At 61.3% G+C, this 20405-nt stretch carries 15 protein-coding genes and 1 tRNA gene; 5 read left to right on the forward strand and 11 right to left on the reverse strand.

The window, feature by feature from the left end:
• Window positions 1-20: 20 nt before the first annotated feature.
• A complete protein-coding gene (locus HHL09_RS22945; protein ID WP_169457008.1) occupies window positions 21-4175 on the reverse strand; it encodes a BNR-4 repeat-containing protein in 4155 nt (1384 codons plus the stop codon).
• 125 nt (window positions 4176-4300) lie between these two features.
• Here HHL09_RS22945 and HHL09_RS22950 point away from each other — a divergent pair, with 125 nt between their 5' ends.
• Entirely contained in the window at window positions 4301-5107 is an 807-nt protein-coding gene (locus HHL09_RS22950; RefSeq protein ID WP_169457009.1) for a hypothetical protein, read from the forward strand.
• Between the two features lie 6 nt (window positions 5108-5113).
• Entirely contained in the window at window positions 5114-5944 is an 831-nt protein-coding gene (locus tag HHL09_RS22955) for a hypothetical protein (RefSeq protein WP_169457010.1), read from the forward strand.
• Between the two features lie 6 nt (window positions 5945-5950).
• Here HHL09_RS22955 and HHL09_RS22960 read toward each other — a convergent pair whose 3' ends face one another.
• From HHL09_RS22960 to HHL09_RS22975, 4 genes are all read right to left on the reverse strand, one after another.
• Window positions 5951-6589 carry a response regulator gene (locus HHL09_RS22960; protein WP_169457011.1) on the reverse strand — a complete coding sequence of 213 codons (639 nt, stop codon included), beginning with the start codon at window positions 6587-6589 and terminating at the stop codon, window positions 5951-5953.
• Window positions 6590-6597: 8 nt separating this feature from the next.
• A complete protein-coding gene (locus HHL09_RS22965; protein ID WP_169457012.1) occupies window positions 6598-9147 on the reverse strand; it encodes a LamG-like jellyroll fold domain-containing protein in 2550 nt (849 codons plus the stop codon).
• A gap of 75 nt (window positions 9148-9222) precedes the next feature.
• Window positions 9223-10017, reverse strand: coding sequence for a PEP-CTERM sorting domain-containing protein (locus HHL09_RS22970; protein WP_169457013.1), 795 nt, complete (start codon window positions 10015-10017; stop codon window positions 9223-9225).
• A 153-nt stretch (window positions 10018-10170) separates the two neighbouring features.
• The gene (locus tag HHL09_RS22975; protein WP_169457014.1) at window positions 10171-11943 is read right to left on the reverse strand and encodes an alpha-L-rhamnosidase-related protein; all 1773 of its coding nucleotides are present in this window, start codon (window positions 11941-11943) and stop codon (window positions 10171-10173) included.
• Window positions 11944-12245: 302 nt separating this feature from the next.
• Between HHL09_RS22975 and HHL09_RS22980 the strand changes: the two genes are divergently transcribed.
• Window positions 12246-12321, forward strand: a tRNA-Thr gene (locus HHL09_RS22980).
• Between the two features lie 36 nt (window positions 12322-12357).
• Here HHL09_RS22980 and HHL09_RS22985 read toward each other — a convergent pair.
• From HHL09_RS22985 to HHL09_RS23010, 6 genes are all read right to left on the reverse strand, one after another.
• Window positions 12358-12807, reverse strand: a complete 450-nt coding sequence (locus HHL09_RS22985) for a hypothetical protein (RefSeq protein WP_169457015.1) — start codon at window positions 12805-12807, stop codon at window positions 12358-12360.
• A gap of 67 nt (window positions 12808-12874) precedes the next feature.
• Window positions 12875-13126, reverse strand: a complete 252-nt coding sequence (locus HHL09_RS22990; RefSeq protein WP_169457016.1) for a hypothetical protein — start codon at window positions 13124-13126, stop codon at window positions 12875-12877.
• A gap of 401 nt (window positions 13127-13527) precedes the next feature.
• A complete protein-coding gene (locus tag HHL09_RS22995; protein WP_169457017.1) occupies window positions 13528-14796 on the reverse strand; it encodes a glycosyltransferase in 1269 nt (422 codons plus the stop codon).
• Window positions 14793-16166 carry an O-antigen ligase family protein gene (locus HHL09_RS23000; RefSeq protein ID WP_169457018.1) on the reverse strand — a complete coding sequence of 458 codons (1374 nt, stop codon included), beginning with the start codon at window positions 16164-16166 and terminating at the stop codon, window positions 14793-14795. Before HHL09_RS23000 ends, HHL09_RS22995 begins: the two co-directional genes overlap by 4 nt.
• Window positions 16163-17341 carry a glycosyltransferase gene (locus HHL09_RS23005; RefSeq protein ID WP_169457019.1) on the reverse strand — a complete coding sequence of 393 codons (1179 nt, stop codon included), beginning with the start codon at window positions 17339-17341 and terminating at the stop codon, window positions 16163-16165. The genes HHL09_RS23000 and HHL09_RS23005 overlap by 4 nt, the downstream gene beginning before the upstream one ends.
• A 28-nt stretch (window positions 17342-17369) precedes the next feature.
• Entirely contained in the window at window positions 17370-18572 is a 1203-nt protein-coding gene (locus HHL09_RS23010; RefSeq protein ID WP_169457020.1) for a glycosyltransferase family 4 protein, read from the reverse strand.
• A 237-nt stretch (window positions 18573-18809) separates the two neighbouring features.
• Between HHL09_RS23010 and HHL09_RS23015 the strand changes: the two genes are divergently transcribed.
• Together HHL09_RS23015 and HHL09_RS23020 are read left to right on the forward strand one after the other, a co-directional pair.
• Window positions 18810-19733, forward strand: coding sequence for a sensor histidine kinase (locus tag HHL09_RS23015; RefSeq protein ID WP_169457021.1), 924 nt, complete (start codon window positions 18810-18812; stop codon window positions 19731-19733).
• Window positions 19730-20359, forward strand: coding sequence for a response regulator (locus HHL09_RS23020; RefSeq protein ID WP_169457022.1), 630 nt, complete (start codon window positions 19730-19732; stop codon window positions 20357-20359). Before HHL09_RS23015 ends, HHL09_RS23020 begins: the two co-directional genes overlap by 4 nt.
• The last annotated feature ends 46 nt before the right edge of the window (window positions 20360-20405 follow it).

A 20405-nucleotide genomic window follows, 5' to 3' on the forward strand; every position in this document is an offset into this window, starting at 1 on the left:
TTCTGCTGCACGCTAGCTTCTTAACCGCCCTCGACGTATTCGATCCGCCAGAAGCGCCGGGATCCCTGAGGATCGAGAGGGGCTGTGAACTGGATGGGGGTGCCGGTGCCTTCCCGGGTTTCCTCAAGCTGCCAATCCGTTAGATCCGAGCTGCTCCACAAACGATAGGACCAGCTTGGTTCGGAGATGCAGCGGATCTGCACCTGACCTCCATTTAAGCTTACCTGCGGTTGCGGCTTGTGGGCGAAGTAGGTCTTTGCGTCCCACTCGAGGATCGAGAAGCGCGAAGCGGTGTTCGCAGAAGTGGTGTAGCCTTCCCCAGTTGCGGCTTGGTAGAGGAAGTGCAGCTGGCGGTCTCGATCCCAGAGTTCGTTGTCGATGATTGTCTCGTAGTTGCCGAGATTCTCGGTGGTAAGATCGAATTCGATCCAGACTAGGCGTTCGGGGTCTTCGGCTTTTGGCAAGCTGTGGACGATCGTGATGCCATTGCTGCCCTGATTGTCGCGATAGGCGACGATGATGCGGCCGCTATCATCATGTACGACGGTCGGGCGGCCGAGATTGCGGACGAAATTCTCATCATACTTCGTGCCTGTGGGATCGATGGTCCGGTTCGAAACAGGACGCTTCTGCCAGACGCCATTGTCATCGCGGAAGACGACCATGTATTGCCGCCGATAGTTTCCGGCGGCTGTCTCGGGTGCCCACCATGAAGCGATCACCGGATTGCCATTCGCATCCAAGCAAGAGCTTGCCTGATTGATCAGGCTGCTGCCTTCCGGGATGGCCATGATCTGCTCGGCCTTGGTGGCCGGATCACCGCTTTCTCCATCGCGCGAGATCGGAAGCGTATAAGCCGTGCCATCGTGGTGCTGCCAGGTCAGGCCGGCATCGGTGGATCTCCCGAAGGCGAACTGGTTGTTCGTCTGATAGCCGTTTTCGTTGGCAGGGGAGTCTCCGCCCACCGGCTCATAGCGCCAGCACCAGGTGAGCAGGAGGTCATCGCCATCCGGCCCGCCAAGCTGCGGCATATTGGGATAGGCATTGTAGTTCGGTGTCCAACCGGTGCCCTTGATGAAAGGCAGCTGGATGTTTCCGCTGCGGTGGACATTGTCCCAAGTCTTCGTCGCGGTGTCATAGCGGTTGAGGAAAGTGTCGCCATTTCCGGATGCCACCTCGCGGAAGAGGAAGAGCAGGTCCCCATCGGGAAGCTTCAGGAATTGCGGGTAGGTCACCGTGTCCTCCCGTCCGGTCATGGTGCTATCCGGACCAAGGACGATCGGGGCGGTGCCTGTCACAGGGGCTACGCTGCGGGAGTAGTGGAAGGCATCGCCATGCATGCCCCAGGAGACGTGCATGTAGCCATCGCCATCGATGCCGTAGCTGATCACGTCATGGCCGTCCGTGATCGTGTTCGCGGTGAAGGTCGGATGGCGGAAGACCTCCCATTCAGAGGAGCCAAGAGCGCGACGGCCGATCCAGATGGTGTTGTTGAACTTCGCATTCGCATCGAACTGATGGCGTCCATACCAGGTCACGAACTGCTGGTTGCCCACGGTCTTCAGGGAAGAACGGACGAAGGAAACCGTATTGATCGCGGACGCGCCGCCGTAGCCGAACTCGCTGGTAGCGTGATCACCATCGTCCAAGGGAACGAGTCGAACGGCCGTCCCGGCGGGACGGGATTCCGCGTCGGCGGGGTTCGTGCCGGCCTCCCATTCCTGAAGATTGCCGAAGCCGTCCTTGTCCGGATCCGCTCCCCCATTGTGACCGAGGTGGCTGAAGTGGCTCAATTCCCATGGGTCCGGCAACCCATCGCCATCGGTGTCGGTGGAAAGCGAGGCACGGTTGTTCGGTGCAGAGTTGTTCGTGAGTTCGGTAGCTGTGGATTCCCCGTCCCCATCAGGATCGCCGGAAGCTGTCGCGGAGAGATTGCCGAAATAGCGCATCTCTTCTTGATCCGGAAGGTCGTCGCCATCGATATCACCGGGAATGGAAGCCGTCACCGCCGGGTGAGAGCCAGCAGCGAACTCCGCGCCATTGCTGTAACCATCGCCATCCGTGTCGGAATTCGCGGTCTCATCCAGATCTCCGAAGCGCCCGATCTCCCAAGCATCCGGTAGCCCGTCCGCGTCACTGTCCGCATAGGACACAGAGTCCGGCCCGAAGACGTGAAGATGCTCCCGCTCCTCCGCACCCAGCGCGCCATTCCAGATGCGGCACTCATCATAGCGGGCATTTGCCGTAGCATCCGCCGCGAACATCGAGCGACCGAGCCAGTTCACCGCGTCGTTGAAATCGAGCGGGGTGTTGGTCGTTTCAAAACTTCCCCGGGCTCCGCCGAGAGTCGCTGCTGCAGCGGGAGCCGCATACCAGGTGACACGGGTGCTGCCCGCGGAACCGGCTCGAGGCTCGATGGTCAGGACGATGTGGTAAGGCGTGCCGAGAACGTAGGGTGCATTGCTGTTGTTGGTCAGGCTCGAGACTCCGTCCAACCACCGGACCTGGTCGTTTGCGAGCGTGGTCCCTTGGGTCCAGGACATGAAAAGATACTCGGTGGTGCTGCTGCCGAAATCGAAGATGCGACCCCAGTTCCGGGTGGCGATCTGTGTCGCCCATAGCTCGATGCTCAGCGGGGTCTTCCGGCCGCCGAGCAGGTTATTCCCCAGCTCAATGTAGGAAGCCTCCGAGCGAACACCACCTTGGAGCAACACGTTGCTGTCCCCTAGCGCGGCTGCTCCCGTGGCGGGATTGGAGTCGGGATCGATCAGCTCGGCGTGCTCCGTTCCGACGCTGTCTTCCAAGTTGCCATTAAAGCTCCAGCGGTGGGCCAGCAAGGATCTTGAAGGGCTCCATCCGGCTTGGGTGGGATCGGTGGTGGCATCGTGTTCCGCCTTGTCGCCGGCTCCGTCTCCATCGCTATCGGCAGACCCATCCCGGCTCAGGTTTCCGAAGTAGAAGAGTTCCCAGCCGTCATTGAGTTGATCGCCATCGGTCTCAGGCCAGTCGATCGGGTTCACGGGGCTACTGTGCGCCGCTTCCTCAAGTGAATTGCTCGCGAAGTCACCATCCGGATCGCCCTCACCATCCTGTGCGGTGAGGTTGCCGAAGTGGTGGATCTCCCACTCGTCTTGCAGGCCATCGAGATCCGCGTCGCCGGGATTGGAGTCCGGGTTGTCCGGTGCGGTTCCCGCCACGAACTCCGCCATGTTGTCGTAGCCGTCGCCATCCGGATCACCGTTTCCATCCTGGCCGAGATTCCCGAAATGGAGGGCTTCCCATGCGTCGGAAAGACCGTCGCCATCGAGGTCATCATTGGCAAAGAGGAAGGCGCTCGCGCTGCGGACTACCTTGCTGATCCGGACTTCATCGATCAGCCCTTGCAGGCCTTCGCCCGAGGCTCCGCGCGCCTCATTGCCGATGACGAGGGGGCCGGTGACGCTCGCAACCGTGTTTTCGCTGGTCGAACTCCCGATCGCGTTTGCCTGCGCCGAGGAGGGAGCCAGCTTGGTCCAATAGAAGGTGGAGGTATTCGTGCTGCCATCGAAGGACAGGGCGACGTGGAACCACTCGTTCGCGGCAAAGCGATGCGGGCCGGTGGTCGGGATGGCGGCGGAGATCGCGCTGCCGCTGCCCGTGATGAAATTGAATTCGAGCGCACCTGTCGTCCCGATGCGGAACTGGAAGCCGCGATTCGACATCGAACTGTCGGTCGAGATGATCTCGCGCGAGGCACCGGTGATCGACGGCAGGTTGACCAAGGCTTCCAAGGTGAAGGAACCATCGGCACCGGCGATACTGCCCTGAGCAATAGCGTCCGGACTCGTAGTGGTGCCGGGTTGAAAGCCGCCCGACTGATTCGCATCGAGGCCGAGCCCGACGGTGCTGGTGGCAATGGAGGCGGCCCTTCCAAACGCTGCGGAATAGGTGGTGGCCCCGAGGATGGTGGTATTTGCCGGTTGTGCAGCGGTGGCCGCGGCCGGCACGGCGGACCCGCTGTAGGGAAGTAATCCCGCGGCAGAGCTGCCTGAGTTCGCGGCGTTCGTCGCATCCACCGCCTCATCCAAGTGGAACAGGTGCACGGTCTCCGTGTCCGCCACATAGGGTCCTGTCACGGCTGCGAAGGCGGGAGTGGTGACCAAGGCGAGGAGAAAGGGCAGTCCGGGGCGCAGCATGATTGCCGGGAAGCATGGCAGCCTTGCGGTGCTGCTACACCCGAAAGCAGCCCGCTCCCCAAAAATGGGGAGACTTGGATTGCCTTTTGAAGCTTATCTCACAAGCTATCTTCGAAAGACCGCGGATGACCCGATCAAAGACATTGCTCTTCTTCCTGGTGGCCGCGGGGCTGGGTCTCGGGATCCTTTGCGGACGGGCACTTCGCGGGGAGGCGATGGATGAGGATATGGCCACGGGGATCGCCGGGAAGACCAGCAAGCGGATGCGTGAAACAGGACCTTCCGGGAGGGAGAATGCCGGAAAACCCGTTCCCGAAGGCGTGCCCTCGGAGGGCTTCGTGGTTCCTCCCCAGGCGATGCGGCGTATCCAAGTGGAACTGCTATCGGGGAGCTCGCTGAACAAAAACGAATGCCGCATGCTAGGGATGACGGAGGCACAGATCAAGGAAGTGGATCTGATGGTGAGCGATGCGGTGAAGCGGTGGCGCGAGCGTGAAATGGCCACGGCCAAGCGCATTCCCTCGCAGAAGGGAGATGTTCTTTGGTTTATCCCCGCTGCGGGGCCTGCGGTGGCGGAGCAGGAGTGGCTGGGCGTCACCAAGAAGCTGGTCGAGATCGGCGGTCCGGACCTGGAGCCGCTGCTGACCTACCGTCTCACGGTGGGCAACAGTCCGAGCCATCGCAGCAACTCGGGTGCAGGCATGCTCAATCTTCTCACTGCGGGATTTGGCACCTTGGATCGCTTCATCAAGATCCCGGCGGATGGTTCCTATCCCCAGGTGATCGATGTGTTTCCCCATCGCGTGAAGGAGGTGCCCGTCGATGAATCGATCTTCGAGCAATTCGAACATAAGCTGAGCATCGATTGGCGGAGCTACATTTCTCCAGCTGACCATGCGGACCGCTTTTCCCACCTTCCGGCCACAAAGTAGCTTTCCATGTCCGTGCGTCGTCCGGTTTTCATTTTCCTCGTCGCCTTTCTGCTTGGTGGGGTGATCGGCTTTGCCGGCTACTCGTCCAAGAAGAACCGTGGGGAACCGGATGGTTCCCGGAGCGGTCATGCGGACGAAAAGGATGACTCTTTGAGTGATGGCCGCGCGAGCGAGACTCGCCTTACGCCGACTCGCAAGGAGGCTCCGGCGCTTCGAGTGGATGAGAATGGGAATTATCTCCTCCCGGCGGCTCTCGCGGAGCGGCTACAAATCATGGCGCTGAGCGAGATGAAGGTGAACCGCACCGAGCTGGCGATCCTAGGCTTCACCGATGCTGAGTTGGACCAATTGCAGGAGCTTATCAGCGAAGTCTGCGAGAAATGCTTTTCCCGCGAGGAAGCCGCGGTGAAGGATTTCACGCGAGGGGAGACAGAGTTGGTTCGTTTGATTCCCGGAGATCGATCCTTCGCGGAGTCCGTGAAAAATGATGCATTGGAAGGAATGCGTCGCATCGCGGGCAGGAAGGCACCTTTGCTCGAGACCCGGATGCTGTCCGAACTCGAGAGCCTCACCATGGATTTCGGACGCACCGACTACTACCAGCGCGTGGGGCTTTCCGACTCATCTTCCAATGGACTGGAAATCGAGAGTGTCCTGATTTCCCAGCCGATGCAGGAGGGGGGCTTGATGCCTGAGCCGGGGGACAGCTTTCAAGGTTACAAGACTCGCTACCGCTATGGGGCCCGGCGGCGCTACGGCTACGGTGGCGAGGTCCCGGAATTTCTCCGCCATCTGATCACGAAGGAAGAGTGCGAGGCACTGCTGCCGCGGAAGTGAGCAAAGTCACTTCCCTCCCAGATACTTCACGACCGCCTCCGTACGGGTGCGCACGTGCAGCTTCGCGTAAATGTTGTGGAGGTGGGTGCGGACGGTTTCAACGCCGATTCCAAGGTCCCAGGCGATCTCCTTGTAGAGTCCGCCTTTAACCAAGAGCTCGAGGATCTGCTTCTCACGCGGAGTGAGGTTGTGATCCTCGTTCTTTGCGGGAGGCGTTTTCTGGAAATGCTGCACGACCTTGCGGGCGATGGCGCTCGACATCGGGGAGCCGCCTTGCAGCAAATCTTCAAGGCATTCGAGCAGCTTTGCGGGAGCATCGCGTTTCAAGAGGTAACCTGAAGCGCCTGCAGCCAGTGCGTCGTAGATCCGGTCGTTGTTGTCGTAGACGGTAACCATCAGAACCTGCACTTCGGGATGCATTTCCTTGAGTTTCGCGACGCACTCGATGCCCGACATGCCGGGGAGCTGGATATCCATGAGCACGACCTCCGGGCAGCTCTCCTTCATCGCTGCGAGCGCGGGCTCGGCAGCGGGGTAGGCGGCCACGAGCTTCCATTGCGGGGAACTGGAGAGAAGGTCTGCCAAGGTTTCGCGCAAGAGCATGTCGTCTTCGACCAAGGCAATCGTATGAGCGGGTTCGGACATCGGGTTTTCTACTTTGGAAGTTCGGGGAGCCGGCAAATCAGCACGATAGAGGTTCCGTGGCCGGGTGACGAGTCGAGAGCGTAGCTGCCGCCGATTTCACGGATTCTACCCGCGGTATTGCCCAAGCCGTGGCCATCGGGATGGGACCTCGGATCGAAGCCGCGGCCGGTATCGCGGATCATGAGGGCGAGGGTCTCGTCCTCAAGCCCGAGCGAGAGGAAGACCTCGCAGGGGCCGGCGTGCTGCAGGACATTATGGAGGGATTCCTTCACCGCGAGGGCAATGTGATGGCGGTACTCCGCGCTGAGAGGGCGTGCCGGTAGCTCCGCCGGGATATCGAGGCGGCAGCGGACCGGTGAGTCGCGGAACATTTCATCCGCGAGGCGGGTGAGGTGGGAGCCGAGTTGGTCGAGGGTGTCATGCGCGGGATCGACGGCCCAGACGAGATCATCCATCGCGGAAACGAGTTCGCGGGCGGCACCGGTCATCTTGTCGAGGTGGCGCTGGGCCTTGGCGGGATCCTTTTCCCAATCCCGGCGGGCGAGTGCCGCGGTAAGGTTTAGTACGGTAACTCTCGTACCAAGGTCATCGTGCATGTCCCGGGCGATGCGGCTGCGGTCCTGCTCGAGTGCATTTTGGAAGCGCAGCCGCTCGAGACGTTGCTTCGAACGACGGCGGAGGTGGCGGAAGGCGGCAGCGGCAACGAGGGCGACCGAACCTGCGGCGACCGCTGGTCCGAACCAGACGCGCTGCCAGAAGGGGGGATCGATATGAATGGGGAGAGCAATCATTTCGCCGGTGCGCTGGTTCGCGCCTGCGAGGCCGATGGCGCGGAACGTGTAGGCCCCGGGCGGCACGTTGATGTAGGTCGCGCGGTTCAAACGGCCGCCGATCACGTTGAAGGCTTCGTCCCAAGAGAGGACGAGGGTGCGGCTTGCTGCGGGAGGGCCATTCAGCTTTTGCACGGAGGTCCATTCGCCGTGTTTCATCTGATCACCGTCGACCAGCGCAAGGGCGGGTCCATCGCTACGGATCGAAAGGTAAGCGATGGCAGGATCGCTGCCATCGCGGCGCCAGCCCGGCGGCGCGTCGCCGGGGGAAGGAGTGAGTCCATCGATGGTGAGATTGCCGTTTTGCCAGAGCGAGGCTTCTTCTTCGCCCGGAACGGAGACGGCGATGTTGTCCACCATCAGCAGGCCGGTGGTATCGGGTGAGCCGGAGCTGACGGAAAGCCGCAGTGCGACGGCTTCTGCGGGCAGGTAGATCGGCTCGACCCGGCGGGTCATTTTCGAGTCGTCGAACGTCGTTTCCCAGCCATCGCTGCGACCGACGGCGGAGAAGACGGCTTGGGAGATCACTTGGTTTCCCGCGTCGAGTGCCTGGCAGGTGAGGCTCATCCCGCGCTCGGTTTCCTGCCAGCGTTCGTCGATGCCCTCGAGCTGGCAGCGAAGCTTGACGTCTGCATCGAGTGGTTCGGGGCTGAAGCCGAAGTCGAAGTCAAGGCGGTGAAGGCCTGAGCCGAGACGCAGCACTTCACCGGGTTTGCCGGAGAGATTGGCGGAGGAAGCATCGACCAGCACGCTAGCGAGCTTGAGGTCGAGCCGCTCGGGGATCGCGGGTTTTGCGGCGGTGGCATCCTTGGCTCCGGGGGCGATCCGCTTTCCGGGTGCGACGAAGAAGAAGTCGGTGGGATGGCGGGCTACGCCGCTGATGCGCACTTCATCGATGAGGCCGGGGAAGGGCTCTCCTTCGGCATTGCCGTTGAAGCCGCGTGCTTCATTGCCGATGGCGAGATCACCGGTTTTGCCGTTGAGGTCATTGGAAAGAGTGCCGCGGCCGATCAGATTTGCTTCCGCGGGATGGGTGTCGATCCGTGTCCAGTAGAGCTTGAGGTTGTTGGTGATGCCCGCGTTGCCATCGTAAGTGACGGCGACGTGATACCATTGACCGGTCGCGATGGCATGGGGTCCGGTGGTCGGGATCGTGGCCAGGCCTCCACCGGTGGCACCGCAGTGAGGCAGCGCCATGAAGGTGAGGAAGCCTTGTTTCTCGATGCGGAAATTGAAGATGCGGTCGTCGCCATCGCCGTCCATCGAGAGGAGACCCGAGGCGATCACTCCGGCTTCACCGGGGAGGATCTCCGGCTTGATCAGCAGTTCGTAGGTGAAGGCACCGTCTTTCCCGAAGTAGCGGAAGTCGGCCCTCACGTTGTCCTGGTTTCCGGAAACGAGGTGGGGGGCTTCCGCGAGGATGGCCCCTACCAGGTTCGACTCGCCGGGGACGCCTCCTGCGTTCGAGCGAAAGGACACGGCTGTCCCCAAGCCCGGCAGTGAGGGCTGGCCTGCGAGCGCGCCATTCAGCAACCCACGAAGCGGGGTGGGGGATGGTCCGGCATCGCTGAAGGGTATGGTTTCCTCATCGAGATGCCAGAGGTGCAAGGTGGCGGAATCCACGTCGTTAGGCGTGTGGAATTCCGCCGCGGGGGCCAGCGGGCAGCCACTCGCCACGAGGGCCGCGAATCGCAGGATGCGGCGGATCATCGCAGCGGGGAATGGCATGGCTTGGGAAATAGCAGAAAGCCGGGTCCCTTGCGAGACGCCGGCTTTGGAAAAAATGGATCTCGTGTCAGCGGTTCAGGCACGGCGGCGACGCATGATGCCGAGCAGGCCGAATGCTCCCAGAAGGGCCGCGGACGAGGGCTCGGGAACGATGGCGAGATTGTCCATGAATCCCACGGTTTGGTCATGCCGGACGTCCGCATAGAAGCCGACGGAAGTTCCCATCAGGGCGGAGGTGAAGGTGAATTCGTTGCCTGCGGAAGCACCGTTCAGATCGAGGGTGACCTTTGTATCGGAGGTGGTGTAATAGCCGACCTCGAAGGAATTCGCCGCGGTGCGGGTGATGAAGAGTTGGGCGACGAGGTTCTCCGTGGTTGCTGCGGTGAAACTCGTGACCGGTGCGGCATTGTTTGCGTAGCCCGCGCGGATCGAATCCTGGTTTGGACGCACCGAGATGTAGAGGTAGCTGCTTGAAGCCCGGACATCGCCGCTTGTTCCGGTGGTGAGACCGGCGGGTGTCTCGGTGGTGCCGATCGCGATCCCGAAGTCATTCACGATGTTCGCAGTGGCGAGATTGCTGGTGATCGTCGTGTCGATCAGCAGGGTTTGCCCCACTTCCAAGCTGTGGTCGTCGCGGAGGAAGAGTACTTGCTCGGGGACATTCGATACACCGCCGCTGACCGTGGTGGAAAGGGTGCCGCCCGTGGCCGAGAAAGAGATGTTGGACGCGGTGTTGTTGTCGAGCACGCGGGTCAGCGTGTATTCGGACAGGCTCTCGTCGTTGAAATTGTCGATCACCACGGCGCTGGCACTGCCGATCAGAAGCGGTGCCATGGCCAGGCAGGTCAGGGAGAGAAATCGGGAGGTCATGCTGGGTCTTGTTAGGGGTTGGGTTGCCCGCGACTCGCGCGGAATAGGCGAGCATAAGCCCCGGCCTGCTCCCCTTCCTCAATCCAAATCCCCCCTTCTCCCCCTTAATGGGGAAGTGTCTCCTTCCCTCAGTTTCCGTGCCTTAGGCGAGCCTTAGCCTTTGATCGAAAGCTTCCAGCGGCCTTCTCCCAAGCCGAGAATCCGCCGGCCGTTCTTGTCGCCCACCGGCGTGGCTTCAGCGGGGCCTTGGACGGAAACTTCCCCGACATGCGGGACATGGAATTCCGCGACGGTCCCCGCGGGCACGGTCAGCGAGGCCTGCCAAGCCGAAGCGTCCCTGCCTTGGATTTCCAAGAAGATCGGGCCCTTCGGCGTGGGCATCTTGATCCGAGCGTTTTCAAGCGATGCCGTTTGAGGCTTTACCCGGAAACGCCTGAAGCCGGGCTCGAGAGGTTCGATCCCCATCAGCTTTCGTGCGATCAGGTTTGATGGCGCAGCTCCCCATGCATGGTTCCAGTCGAGGTTCGGTTTCAGGGATGGATCCCAGGCTTCGAGCGTGATCGTGGAGCCGACCTTTTCGCTCATGTTCAGCCACGAGCGCTGGCCGCGGGAAGAGAGCAGGGATAGCGCGTATTCCGACTCGCCTGCATCGTAGAGCGCATCCAGCAGGAACTGTGCGCCATAGACACTACAGGCCATGTCTTTCGTTTTCAGGAAAGCTGCCACCTTGGGCACGCGGTCTTGCGGCACCAGGCCCATCGCGAGAGGAAAGAAATTCGCATGGGCCGAGGCATGGTTGCTACCGAGACCGTCGACGTAGCAACCGCGGGCTTCGTCCCAGAGCCTGGCGTTCACGCCCTGCCTGGTTGCTTCGGCCGCCGCTGCGAATTCCTTCGCGTCCGCCGCTTTGCCAAGTTGCAGCGCGATCTTCTCCAACAAGACCAGCGCGCGGTAGTGGAAGGCGGTCACCACGGTCTTCACCTCAGGCTTCATGTCGTAGCCATCGCGCTCGCCAGCAGGCCAGTCCACGATGTCGGTGATGTCGCCCTTGTTCCATCCTTGGAAGAGTCCTTCGGGCGTGCGGCGTGTGATCATCGCGCGGGCCTTTAGCGTGGCGTAGTTCTTCCGCAGCGAGCCGTCATCGCCCGACCACAGGAAGTCGTGCCAAGCTAGGATCACCGATTGCAGGCGCCACTCGGTCGGCCAGGTCGGCTTCTCCAGCAGATACTCGTGGGTCAGCCGCGCCGTGTCGTAGCGCGCATCGAGGCAATAGTGGGAGAGCTGGTTGATCAGTACGTCCGCTTCGTAGGGCTTCCGCTCGCGATCTCCATCCACATAGAGGCCCATGAAGGTGGTTGCCTTGATGCTATGCTTGCAGAGGTCCCACACCGCATTGAGTTCGGGGCTGGAACTCTCGAAGGCGGATGCCTTTTCATCGAAGGCGACACTCCACGAGACCCGCTTTACCTGATCGGCAGAAAAACCGGGAGGAGCTCCTTCAATTTCCGCATAGCGGAAAGGCATCACCTCCTCCTTGCACTCCTTCGGAAGATCCAGAAAGCCCTCCTTCATCCAATTCGGCGGACTCCAGCTCAGGCGCGGGGAGACCGGGCCGCGGGGGTTCAGAGTCACCTCATGGCGTTGGTAACGGACGGTGCCAGCGGGTTTGCGATTGATGCTGCGGTCTCCCGAAAGCGTCTCACCGAGATGGATGGTCATGCGTCCTTTCTCCCGATTGCTCGCAGGTGTGATCGAGATATTGCCGAAAGCCGCCTTGCCGAAATCGATGAGCCAGTGGCCATTCCCGAGTTGTTCGGCCTTCACCGGGCTTTCCGTGGTGGATACCACGGGGCTGCGTTCCGCCGCGGAGAGGGGAGAAAGTGGCAGGAGAGCGCAGCAGAGGAGGGCACGCATGGCGACGGACATGGAACGGATTTCTTCTCTCACGGGCAGGTCTTTTACTTGGCGGCAGGCCCTTCCGGGTGCGGGCGACTGCGTTCGAGCCAAACATCATTCACCTGCGTCGTCTGCCGGGAATAAGGCCAGCCACACGAAAGGGGGAACAAGTCTTCGCTGTGGCCCATCGTACCCCTTCTTTGCCGGAGGACCGACGGTCCCGATACAGGATTCTCCATCAAAGCGAAAATTCGGCTTTCCGACTTCCAGAATTCACGGTAAATCGCCGCCCCCGGCGCGGTCCGTCCCGCTGGGAATCCATCCAAGGTGCCGCCGGCTTAGCTCAGTTGGTAGAGCAGTTGATTTGTAATCATCAGGTCACCAGTTCGAGTCTGGTAGCCGGCTCCATGGAAGGCTTCGTCCACGTCGGGCGAAGGATGTGGTCTAAGCTCGGTCCGGAGCTGGATTGGCCACGCGATGGCGCAGGTAGATTCTCCTATTTCGCGTGCCCAGTGCTCCCCAGATGACGAGATAGAATGCGAGCACAACCCAGTGGGGGATCCAATAGACCGACCATACCCTTCCGTCGTCTGCTTCGAAGGTTCCTCTTCCCGGAGGGACGAAGGTCCTGCCTGGTGGCTCCTCATTGGGGGACGGGATCTCGTCGCCGTAGGGAGAAGATTTTCCCCGGAGCCAAAAGCCGGTGACTGGCCCGGGATTGTTGCTGATGCTGAGCTGAAGTGCGGCGTGGCGATTCGAGAAGACGTGGATCTTGGATCCGTAGTGACCGAAGTCCAAGGGATGCGATTTCGAGTCGAACCAAGTCCAGAGGAGAAAAAGTAGGCCAGCCAAGCCCAGCCAGAAGGTGAGAAAGCCGAATTGCCGGGTATCCATGATTCCCCGTCTTAGAGAGGAGATGCGTGGAGATCCACCGATAACTCTCACCCTGGAATCCCGGGCCTTATCGTCCTTCCCGAAAAAGCTCTTCCTTTCCCGAGTGGACGTCCCCGCGAACCTCACGCTCAAGGTGCAAGATCCCGCTACTGCCATAGACCCTGATCGTGCCTCCGTCGCGACGCGCGGAGAAGACCGCATACTCCAGCGCGGCCTCGGCATTGCGGAACCAGAGATCTGCATGCTGACCCAGAGAGTCACTCAGGCCGACGCCGGGACCCTTCTCGCGGGGGCGAATTTCGTAGTGGTTCTGGAGCATGAGTTCATTTGAACACTATGATGCGGATCGTGTCAAGCTTTCCGATCTTGGCGATCTTTCCCAGCTGCCCCTTCATGTCTGATTTTGGGCGCAACTGGCGGATTTCGGGAACATTTCAACCTTTCGGAATGGCGAAACATAGGGCAGTTTCTTTGTGTGCGAGGGCGCTTCGGCACCCAAGCCAACATCGAAGATCAGACCTCAGCTGAGCGTCGGTTGAATTCCGGGGGGAACATCAACTGGTCCACTGAAAAAGATCTTCGGTTAAACAGAAAAAGCGCGAATTGGATTTCCGGGGGGAACGACGATTCGCGCTTTTCGTTTGTCACCGGTCACCCAGCCGACCGGCTGGCATTCGAGGCCACCGGGCGTGCTGCCAAGGTGTCCCGGGATTTGATTTCTCAAGCGCCGTTCAAGAAGCCGGCTAACAGCATGTCGAGCCGTGCCAAGCCATGAGCCTCTCGGAAGGCGGCGTGACGGCTTTCCAGCGGGCCATCGTTCCAATCCTTGTTATCCAGAATCCGCTGGATGGCCTCCAGAGCTTTGTCGGAATCGCCTTGGGGAATTGTCAGGCCGGTGCGGTAGCGCTCCACGCGATCACCGATGCATTCGCCCGCCGTGGCGAGGCATGGAATGTCGTAAGATGCCGCTTTGCCCAATGCACCGCTGCTGCCCTCGAAGTCTTCATACGCCGCCCAAGCCACGTCGAAGGTATTGAAGATCGAATTGAAATCCGCCTCTTCCGGGATGCGTCCCGCGTCCAACTCGAAGTGGAGGTTATCAATCTCCCCGGAGGCGATGCGCGCTGCGGTGGCATCGACGAAGGCGAGCTCCTCCGGAGTATACTCAGGCCTTTCGAAACGACCTGCGCAGGCAAAGTACCATGGAAGTCGTAGTTCCCTGGCCTTTTCTGCCACCCGCATGAGATTGAGCAGACCCTTGCGCCGCTCCATGCCGATAAGGCCGATCACCTTGCGTCCCGCGGCTTTCCGCAGGATCTCCCGGGCAAGCAGGTAGGGAGACCCCGGCAATGAAGCGTCCGTCACATCGGGGAAACCGTGAACCTGCCGGCCCAAGTATGCCTGCATCGGTTCCACGAAGCGTTCGTCCAGCACTCCGATGCCGCGGCAGAGCGGGCTGCGGATCAGGGCATCTCCCTTTGCCAACAGGCGCAGCTGCTTTTTGGCGGAGGGTGCTTCCCCGAAGTGATGATTCCGCAGGTAGAGCCCGCTCCAGGGACGATCGATCGTGAAATGCGGGATCGCGGGAAAGGGGAGAAAGCGTAGGTAGCTATCCAGATAGGGAAAGAACACCAGATCCGCCCTTCTGCCGGTCGCTTGTTCCGCCTCGAAGAGCATGTCCGCACAGCGCTTCCAGCGCTGATAGGTCCGGATCGGATCACCTTCGAAACGCCCTCCGAAGAAGCTGCGTTTTCCACCCGGCAGCTTGTGCATGGAGACCCGCCGGTCGAAGTCAGGGAAGCTCGCGCCGAGCGCTGTCTTCGCGCCGGCGAAGGCTTCTTCCGGCTTCGGGCAAAGTCCGATTACGAAAGCACCCAGCCGCAGGAAGGCTCCCGTAAACTGGGAGAAATACATCGGATGATGGCCGACCCACAGCGGGTCGACGAGCGCGACGGTCTTGGCTGGTGGCGCGGTGGCGGCGGGAATCATGCGTCGGAAAGTCGCGGCCTGGCGTGGATCCAGGAAGCACGCACAAGGAAAGCTTGGGAAAGTCCGGCCATCACGCCGAATATCATCGAGGCGAGACGTTCGTCGAAGGGATTCGAGGTGAGCGTTTCGCTGAGCAGGCAGCATGCCGCGACGAAGGGCAGGAATGCCAGCCACTGGTCGGGACCCGGGTCGGATGCATTGGCACGCGCCGCGGAAAGCGAGGCTGCCATCACGCCGCCGATCAAGGCCACATGTGCCATCAGCCCCAGTACCCCCCCGGAGAAGATCGAGTAGGTCCACATCGAGTGCCCCGCGAACCACACGTCATCCCCGATTTCTTCGTCCGGCGGATAGACCAGATGGATGGCGGGCATGTGCTTCGGATGCCAGTAGTAGGAAGCGCCGATTCCCCTGCCATAGAGGTAGTGGACCGGCTCGCGGTTCAAGATTTCGAAGATGCCATCCGCCTCCGCACGGCGTGTCAGGTAGGAAATGTCCTCCGTGGTATTCCGGTCGGACGCATGATGGAAAAGCCGCTCGTTCCAGCGTTCGATCAGCAGCGGCTCCGCGACAGCTGCTCCGATGATCCCGACCAAAGCGAGGCCTGCCGCCGCGCCCACCGGTAGCAGCCGTTTGGGCAACTCCATCCAGTGGAAATTTCCCCACCGGCAGCCTAACAGGAAGCATAGGCCAGCGGCCATTGCCGAGGCCATCACAGGGAAAAGCAGGGAACGCGTGATGGTGACGAAGATCCCGATGAAGAGCACGCCCGTGGCCACCAGAAGCGTCCAGTGAAAGCGGGGGCGGAGCAGCAGCGCACAGCCGATCCATGCGGCGATCCAGTTGTTTGCTGAGCTCTGCACCTCCACGCGCGCGGTTTCAAGCGTTACCCCCTTGAAGACAAAGCCATGGAAGATCCGCCAGATCACATTGGTACAGGCTGCTGCAAGAACCGGGGCGACGATTCGCGACGGCCTGACGCCCACGCAGCCAGCAATATGAGCGTTCATCATTCCCGCCAGGCAGAGGCAAAGAGGCAGGATGATGCGGATCGAGCGACCGGGTGCCACCCCTTGCAGCAGGGCATTCGCGCCCATAAAAGCGAGGAAGGATCCCCAACCGAGGATAAGCCATGCGCCGGGGCGGACGAGGAGATGCCGCCAGCCGATGAGCAGGATCCCCGCAGTCGAAAAGATCGCGCCGGCCAAGAAGACAAGCTGGTCGATGCCCGCCCCGCCGCTGGCTTCACGGGCCTGAGCCGCGCGATAGTCGAAGGCGAAGGAAATCATGAAGACCCACAGCAGACGCTCCACCCAAGGTGCAGCGGCCGTGGCGGGAATCGCGATGGGATCGTGGCTGGTGCCGGTCATGCTCGGAACGATTCCGGATTTCCCAGCGCCTTTCGCAGCGTCACGCCGCGGTCTTCCCAGTGGAAGGCATCACGGCAGGCATCGAGCGCACGGCGCGCCGCGTGATTGAGAAACGCGAGGTCATCGATCTTTGCTGCCACCGCTTTCGTCAGCGATTCCGGATCGGGGGCTGCGATCGCCTCGGTCTGCGGATTCACCGGAACACCGCTGAGCGCTGCCTCCACTGAAGCCAGCGGCAGGCCGCGGAAAATGTAATCCAGCGCCTTCAGCTTGAAACCACCGCCCAAGGCTTCCGGAATCAGTCCGATGCGGGCCTGATCGAGATAGGGGGAAATTGAAGGGACATTCGCCGTAAAGCTTGCCCAAGGGTGCTGCTTCGCAAGCGCGGCGAACCACTCGGGATCCGCCTTGCCCACCACTTGAAAGCCGATCTTCCCGCGTTGGAATGATTCCGCCGCAGCATTCAGGAATGCTTCCAGATTCCGCCGCTTCGCCACCCACTCGAAGGCTCCAGCCAGAACCACGCGACGCGGCGTCTCCGAAGTGATCTCCCGTGGAGCGCCGGCCGCGGCTTCGCCCTGATAACCGGGCGGTAGCGTGCACACCGGCTTGCCAGGGAACTCCGTGCCAAAAGCCTCTGTATCCCGTGGCGTGATCGCGGAAATCAGGTCGGCCCGACGGCAGAGCGCCCGCTCCATGCGCGCGTATTTCAGTGCGTCCCACTTCAGGGCCATGCGCATCGGTAGAGAGCCGCCGCGGTCGCTCGCCACCTGCTTGCGCACCGCCGCTTCGTGATTGTGAGCGATGTAGGCGACCTTCTGGTGGGTGCCGATCATGCCCAGGGCCCAGGCACACGCAGCCTGATCGATCACGATCCAATCCCACTTTTTTCCCAGCAGCAGGGACAGAGCCTGTCGCTGCACCGGATTGCCCAGCCGGAAGGCATCCCCCGGCAGCTCGGAAAGCAGGCTCTTCAAGCGACCTCCGGGGATCTTGCCGTGAAGCTCCCAATGCACCGGTGGTCCGCCTTCGGCACCGGCCGCGGCCCGGTGAGCCAGCACGGTAAGTTCCGTTTCCGGCTGCTTGGCCAGTGATCCCAGCAGGCCGAGCGTGTAGATCAGCTCGCCGCTGTTCGCGGGACGCGGGTCCTGGCGGGTAATCCAGAGGCAATGCATGGGATACGGGAAGACCCTAGCGCAGGCACTAAGCCTTCGCTGTTAGAATATTTTCGAAGGTACTCGCCGTTTTTTCAATCGGGAAAGTGGCTTCGGCGTAAGCGCGGGCATTGGCGGCGAGCCTGCGGCACTCCTCCGGAGATTCCTGAAGGATCAAGGCTGCCCTCAAGAAGCCTTCCATGTCATCCGGAGCCACCGTGAGTCCGGCTTCGTTCTCGCGCGTGATGCGTGCCGAAAGATTCTCCGATGGCACGGCCATCAGTAGGGGCCGGGCGGCGCAAAGGTAGCTGAGGGTCTTCGAAGGAACGGAGAAGACGCCGGCTTCCTTCTCGAGGATGGCGATCAGCACATCGCCGGCGGCGAGCACGGAAGGCAGCTCCGAGAAAGGCTGGTAGGGCAGGAGAAGCATGTTCTCCAGACCCGCCCGTGCGGATTCACGCTGCAGCCATTCCGCACCGATGCCTTCGGAGACCACCACGACGCGCACCGACGGGTTGTCACGGAAGCGTTTCGCGAGTTCCAGCAGCATGGCAGGGTTGTGCTTCATGCCGATGGTGCCGCTGTAAAGGAACACGAATTTGTCCTCCAGACCATGCTTGCGCGCCCAAGCATTGTCCTTCGGCAATACCGGGAGGTCTTCGATCACCGCCCAATTCGGGACGACGGAGACCCGCTTGGGATCGACGCCGAATTCCTTTGTTAGGATGGGAGTGAAATCTTCCGTGATCGCCACGATCCCGCTGCTGCGGCGGAATTGGCGGAGGTCCAGCAGGCGGTACCATGCGCCGATGAGCCCTCCAGCGACGGGAATTTTTTTGCGCAGCAGTTTGTCCACCGCCAGGCTGTAGAAATCCTGCACCCAGTAGTAAAAGCGGCCGCCGACTTCCACGGTCGCACGGGTAATCGGCTCCTGAGTCTCGGTAGGGGTATTTCCGGAAAGCACGGCATCCGGTTTCCAAGCTCGGACGAAATCCGCGGCAGCCTGGCCATAGCGGATCTCCATGCTGCGGCGGCGGCGGAAAGAGTACTTGTAGCGCGGATACTCGGGATCCATCGGGATCTCTTCGAATTCTAAAGTCGGGGCATCGCCTTCAATACGCTGGAGTTCTCCGCGCGGGGTCTGAAGTGAACTGGCGAAGGCATGAACCACCTGATGTCCGCGCGCTGCAAGGGCACGGCTTAGAGACGGCGGAAAGGCATGGCCTGCGTAATCGTGGACCAGGATCTTCATTCGGGGGGAATGCGGGGTGGGGTGGGTGGGGGACGCCGCCAAGCCTATCGGAAGAGTTTAATTTCAGTCAATGGACGGGCTTCACGCGATCGCGGAGGGCGCTCCGGATGGGGAATTCCTCACGTTTCCTCGACCCCGGCCCGTTTCAAGCTAGGCTGGTAGTCAGTGAAGAACCGGCCCCCGCCAGACTTCGCGGATCCCCCCGCAGCCTCGAGCCGCCAGCCTCCCCTCCGCAGGGTGCCTCACGTCACCGCGCGACCCGAGGTTCGGATCGCGGTTGCCTATCTGATCGTGGCAAGCGTCTGGATCATCTGGTCGGACCGCATTCTCCAATCGGTAATGCCGGGGAACTCGACCTTTATCCAGTCGTTCAAGGGACTTAATTTCGTCATCACGACGGCAATCCTGCTCTTTTTCACGCTGCGCCGCGCCTACCGCGGCTGGCGCCGGGCGGAACAAGAGCAGGTAGAACTCCTTTCCGAAGTCAGCGAGGCATTCCGCCACCTCTCCACCCGGGTCGAAAGCCTGCGCGAAGCCGATCGTACCCGGATTTCCAGGGAGCTCCACGACCAGCTCGGCCAAGGTCTCACCGGCCTGAAGCTCGACTTGCGCTGGATTGAAAACCGGATCGAGGTGCGGGAGGACCGGCGGTTGAATCCGGTAACGGATCGCTTGGTCGAAGCTCAGGATCAAGTGGACTCGCTGATCGCCTCCGTGCAGCGGATTTCCACGGACCTGAGGCCGGATGCGCTCGATAATCTCGGCCTGCCTGACGCTTTGAAGGAGGAAGGGGAGCGCTTCCTGCTGCGTACGGGAGTGATTTGTAATGTAAGAGTGGATGAAGCCTCCGCCGATATCCCGGCGGAGGTCACCACGGCGGCCTTCCGTATCTTTCAGGAAGCCCTCACCAACATCACCCGTCACGCCGAGGCTACCCGCGTCGACGTGGGCTGCGGGATCCAGTCGGACCAGCTCGAACTCGTCATTTCCGATGACGGGAAGGGCATCGATCCGGCGATGATCCAGGATACAAAATCGCTCGGTCTCCTCGGCATGCGCGAGCGTGCCGGATTGCTGGGCGGAGAACTCACCATTGCTCCCGGGGAAAACGGGGGCACGGTGGTGGAAGCACGTTTACCTCTGATCCGGAAGGAATCATGAAAATCCTGATCGCTGACGACCACGAACTCATCCGCCATGGATTGAGGGGGCTGCTGCGAGATCATTTGCGCGACGTCGATATCACGGAAGCTTCAAACGCGAAGGAAGCCGTCTCCGCGGCAGTAAAGGGGGGATGGGACCTCGCCCTGGTGGATATCAACATGCCGGGCCGCAGTGGCCTGGAGCTGATCCGCGATCTCAAGCAGATGCATCCGACCCTCCCCGTGCTGGTAGTCAGCGCGCACACGGAGGAGGATTTCGCCCTGCGAGCCCTCAAGCTGGGAGCCGCTGGCTATGTCTCGAAGCAGAGTGCCGCCGATGTACTGGTGGGTGCGGTGAAGAAGGTTCTCGCGGGCGGACGCTACGTTAGTCCCGCTGTCGCCGAGAAACTCGCCCAAGCTGCTGCCGAAGGATGGTCCGGTACGCCGCATGAGAATCTATCCCACCGCGAGATGCAGGTCCTGCAGATGATTTCCACGGGTAAGACGATCAAGGAGATCGCGGCGGAGCTGGCGTTGAGCGAGAAGACCATCGCGACCTACCGCAGCCGCATTTCCGAGAAGCTGGGGCTTTCCACCAATGTCGAGCTGACCCGATATGCGATGCAACATGGCTTGGCCGAGTGACCTGAATGCCTTGCCGATACCTGCGAGCCTATAGAAGGGCAGCGAA

The organism is Luteolibacter luteus (genome assembly GCF_012913485.1).
Classification (GTDB): Bacteria; Verrucomicrobiota; Verrucomicrobiia; order Verrucomicrobiales; family Akkermansiaceae; genus Haloferula; species Haloferula lutea.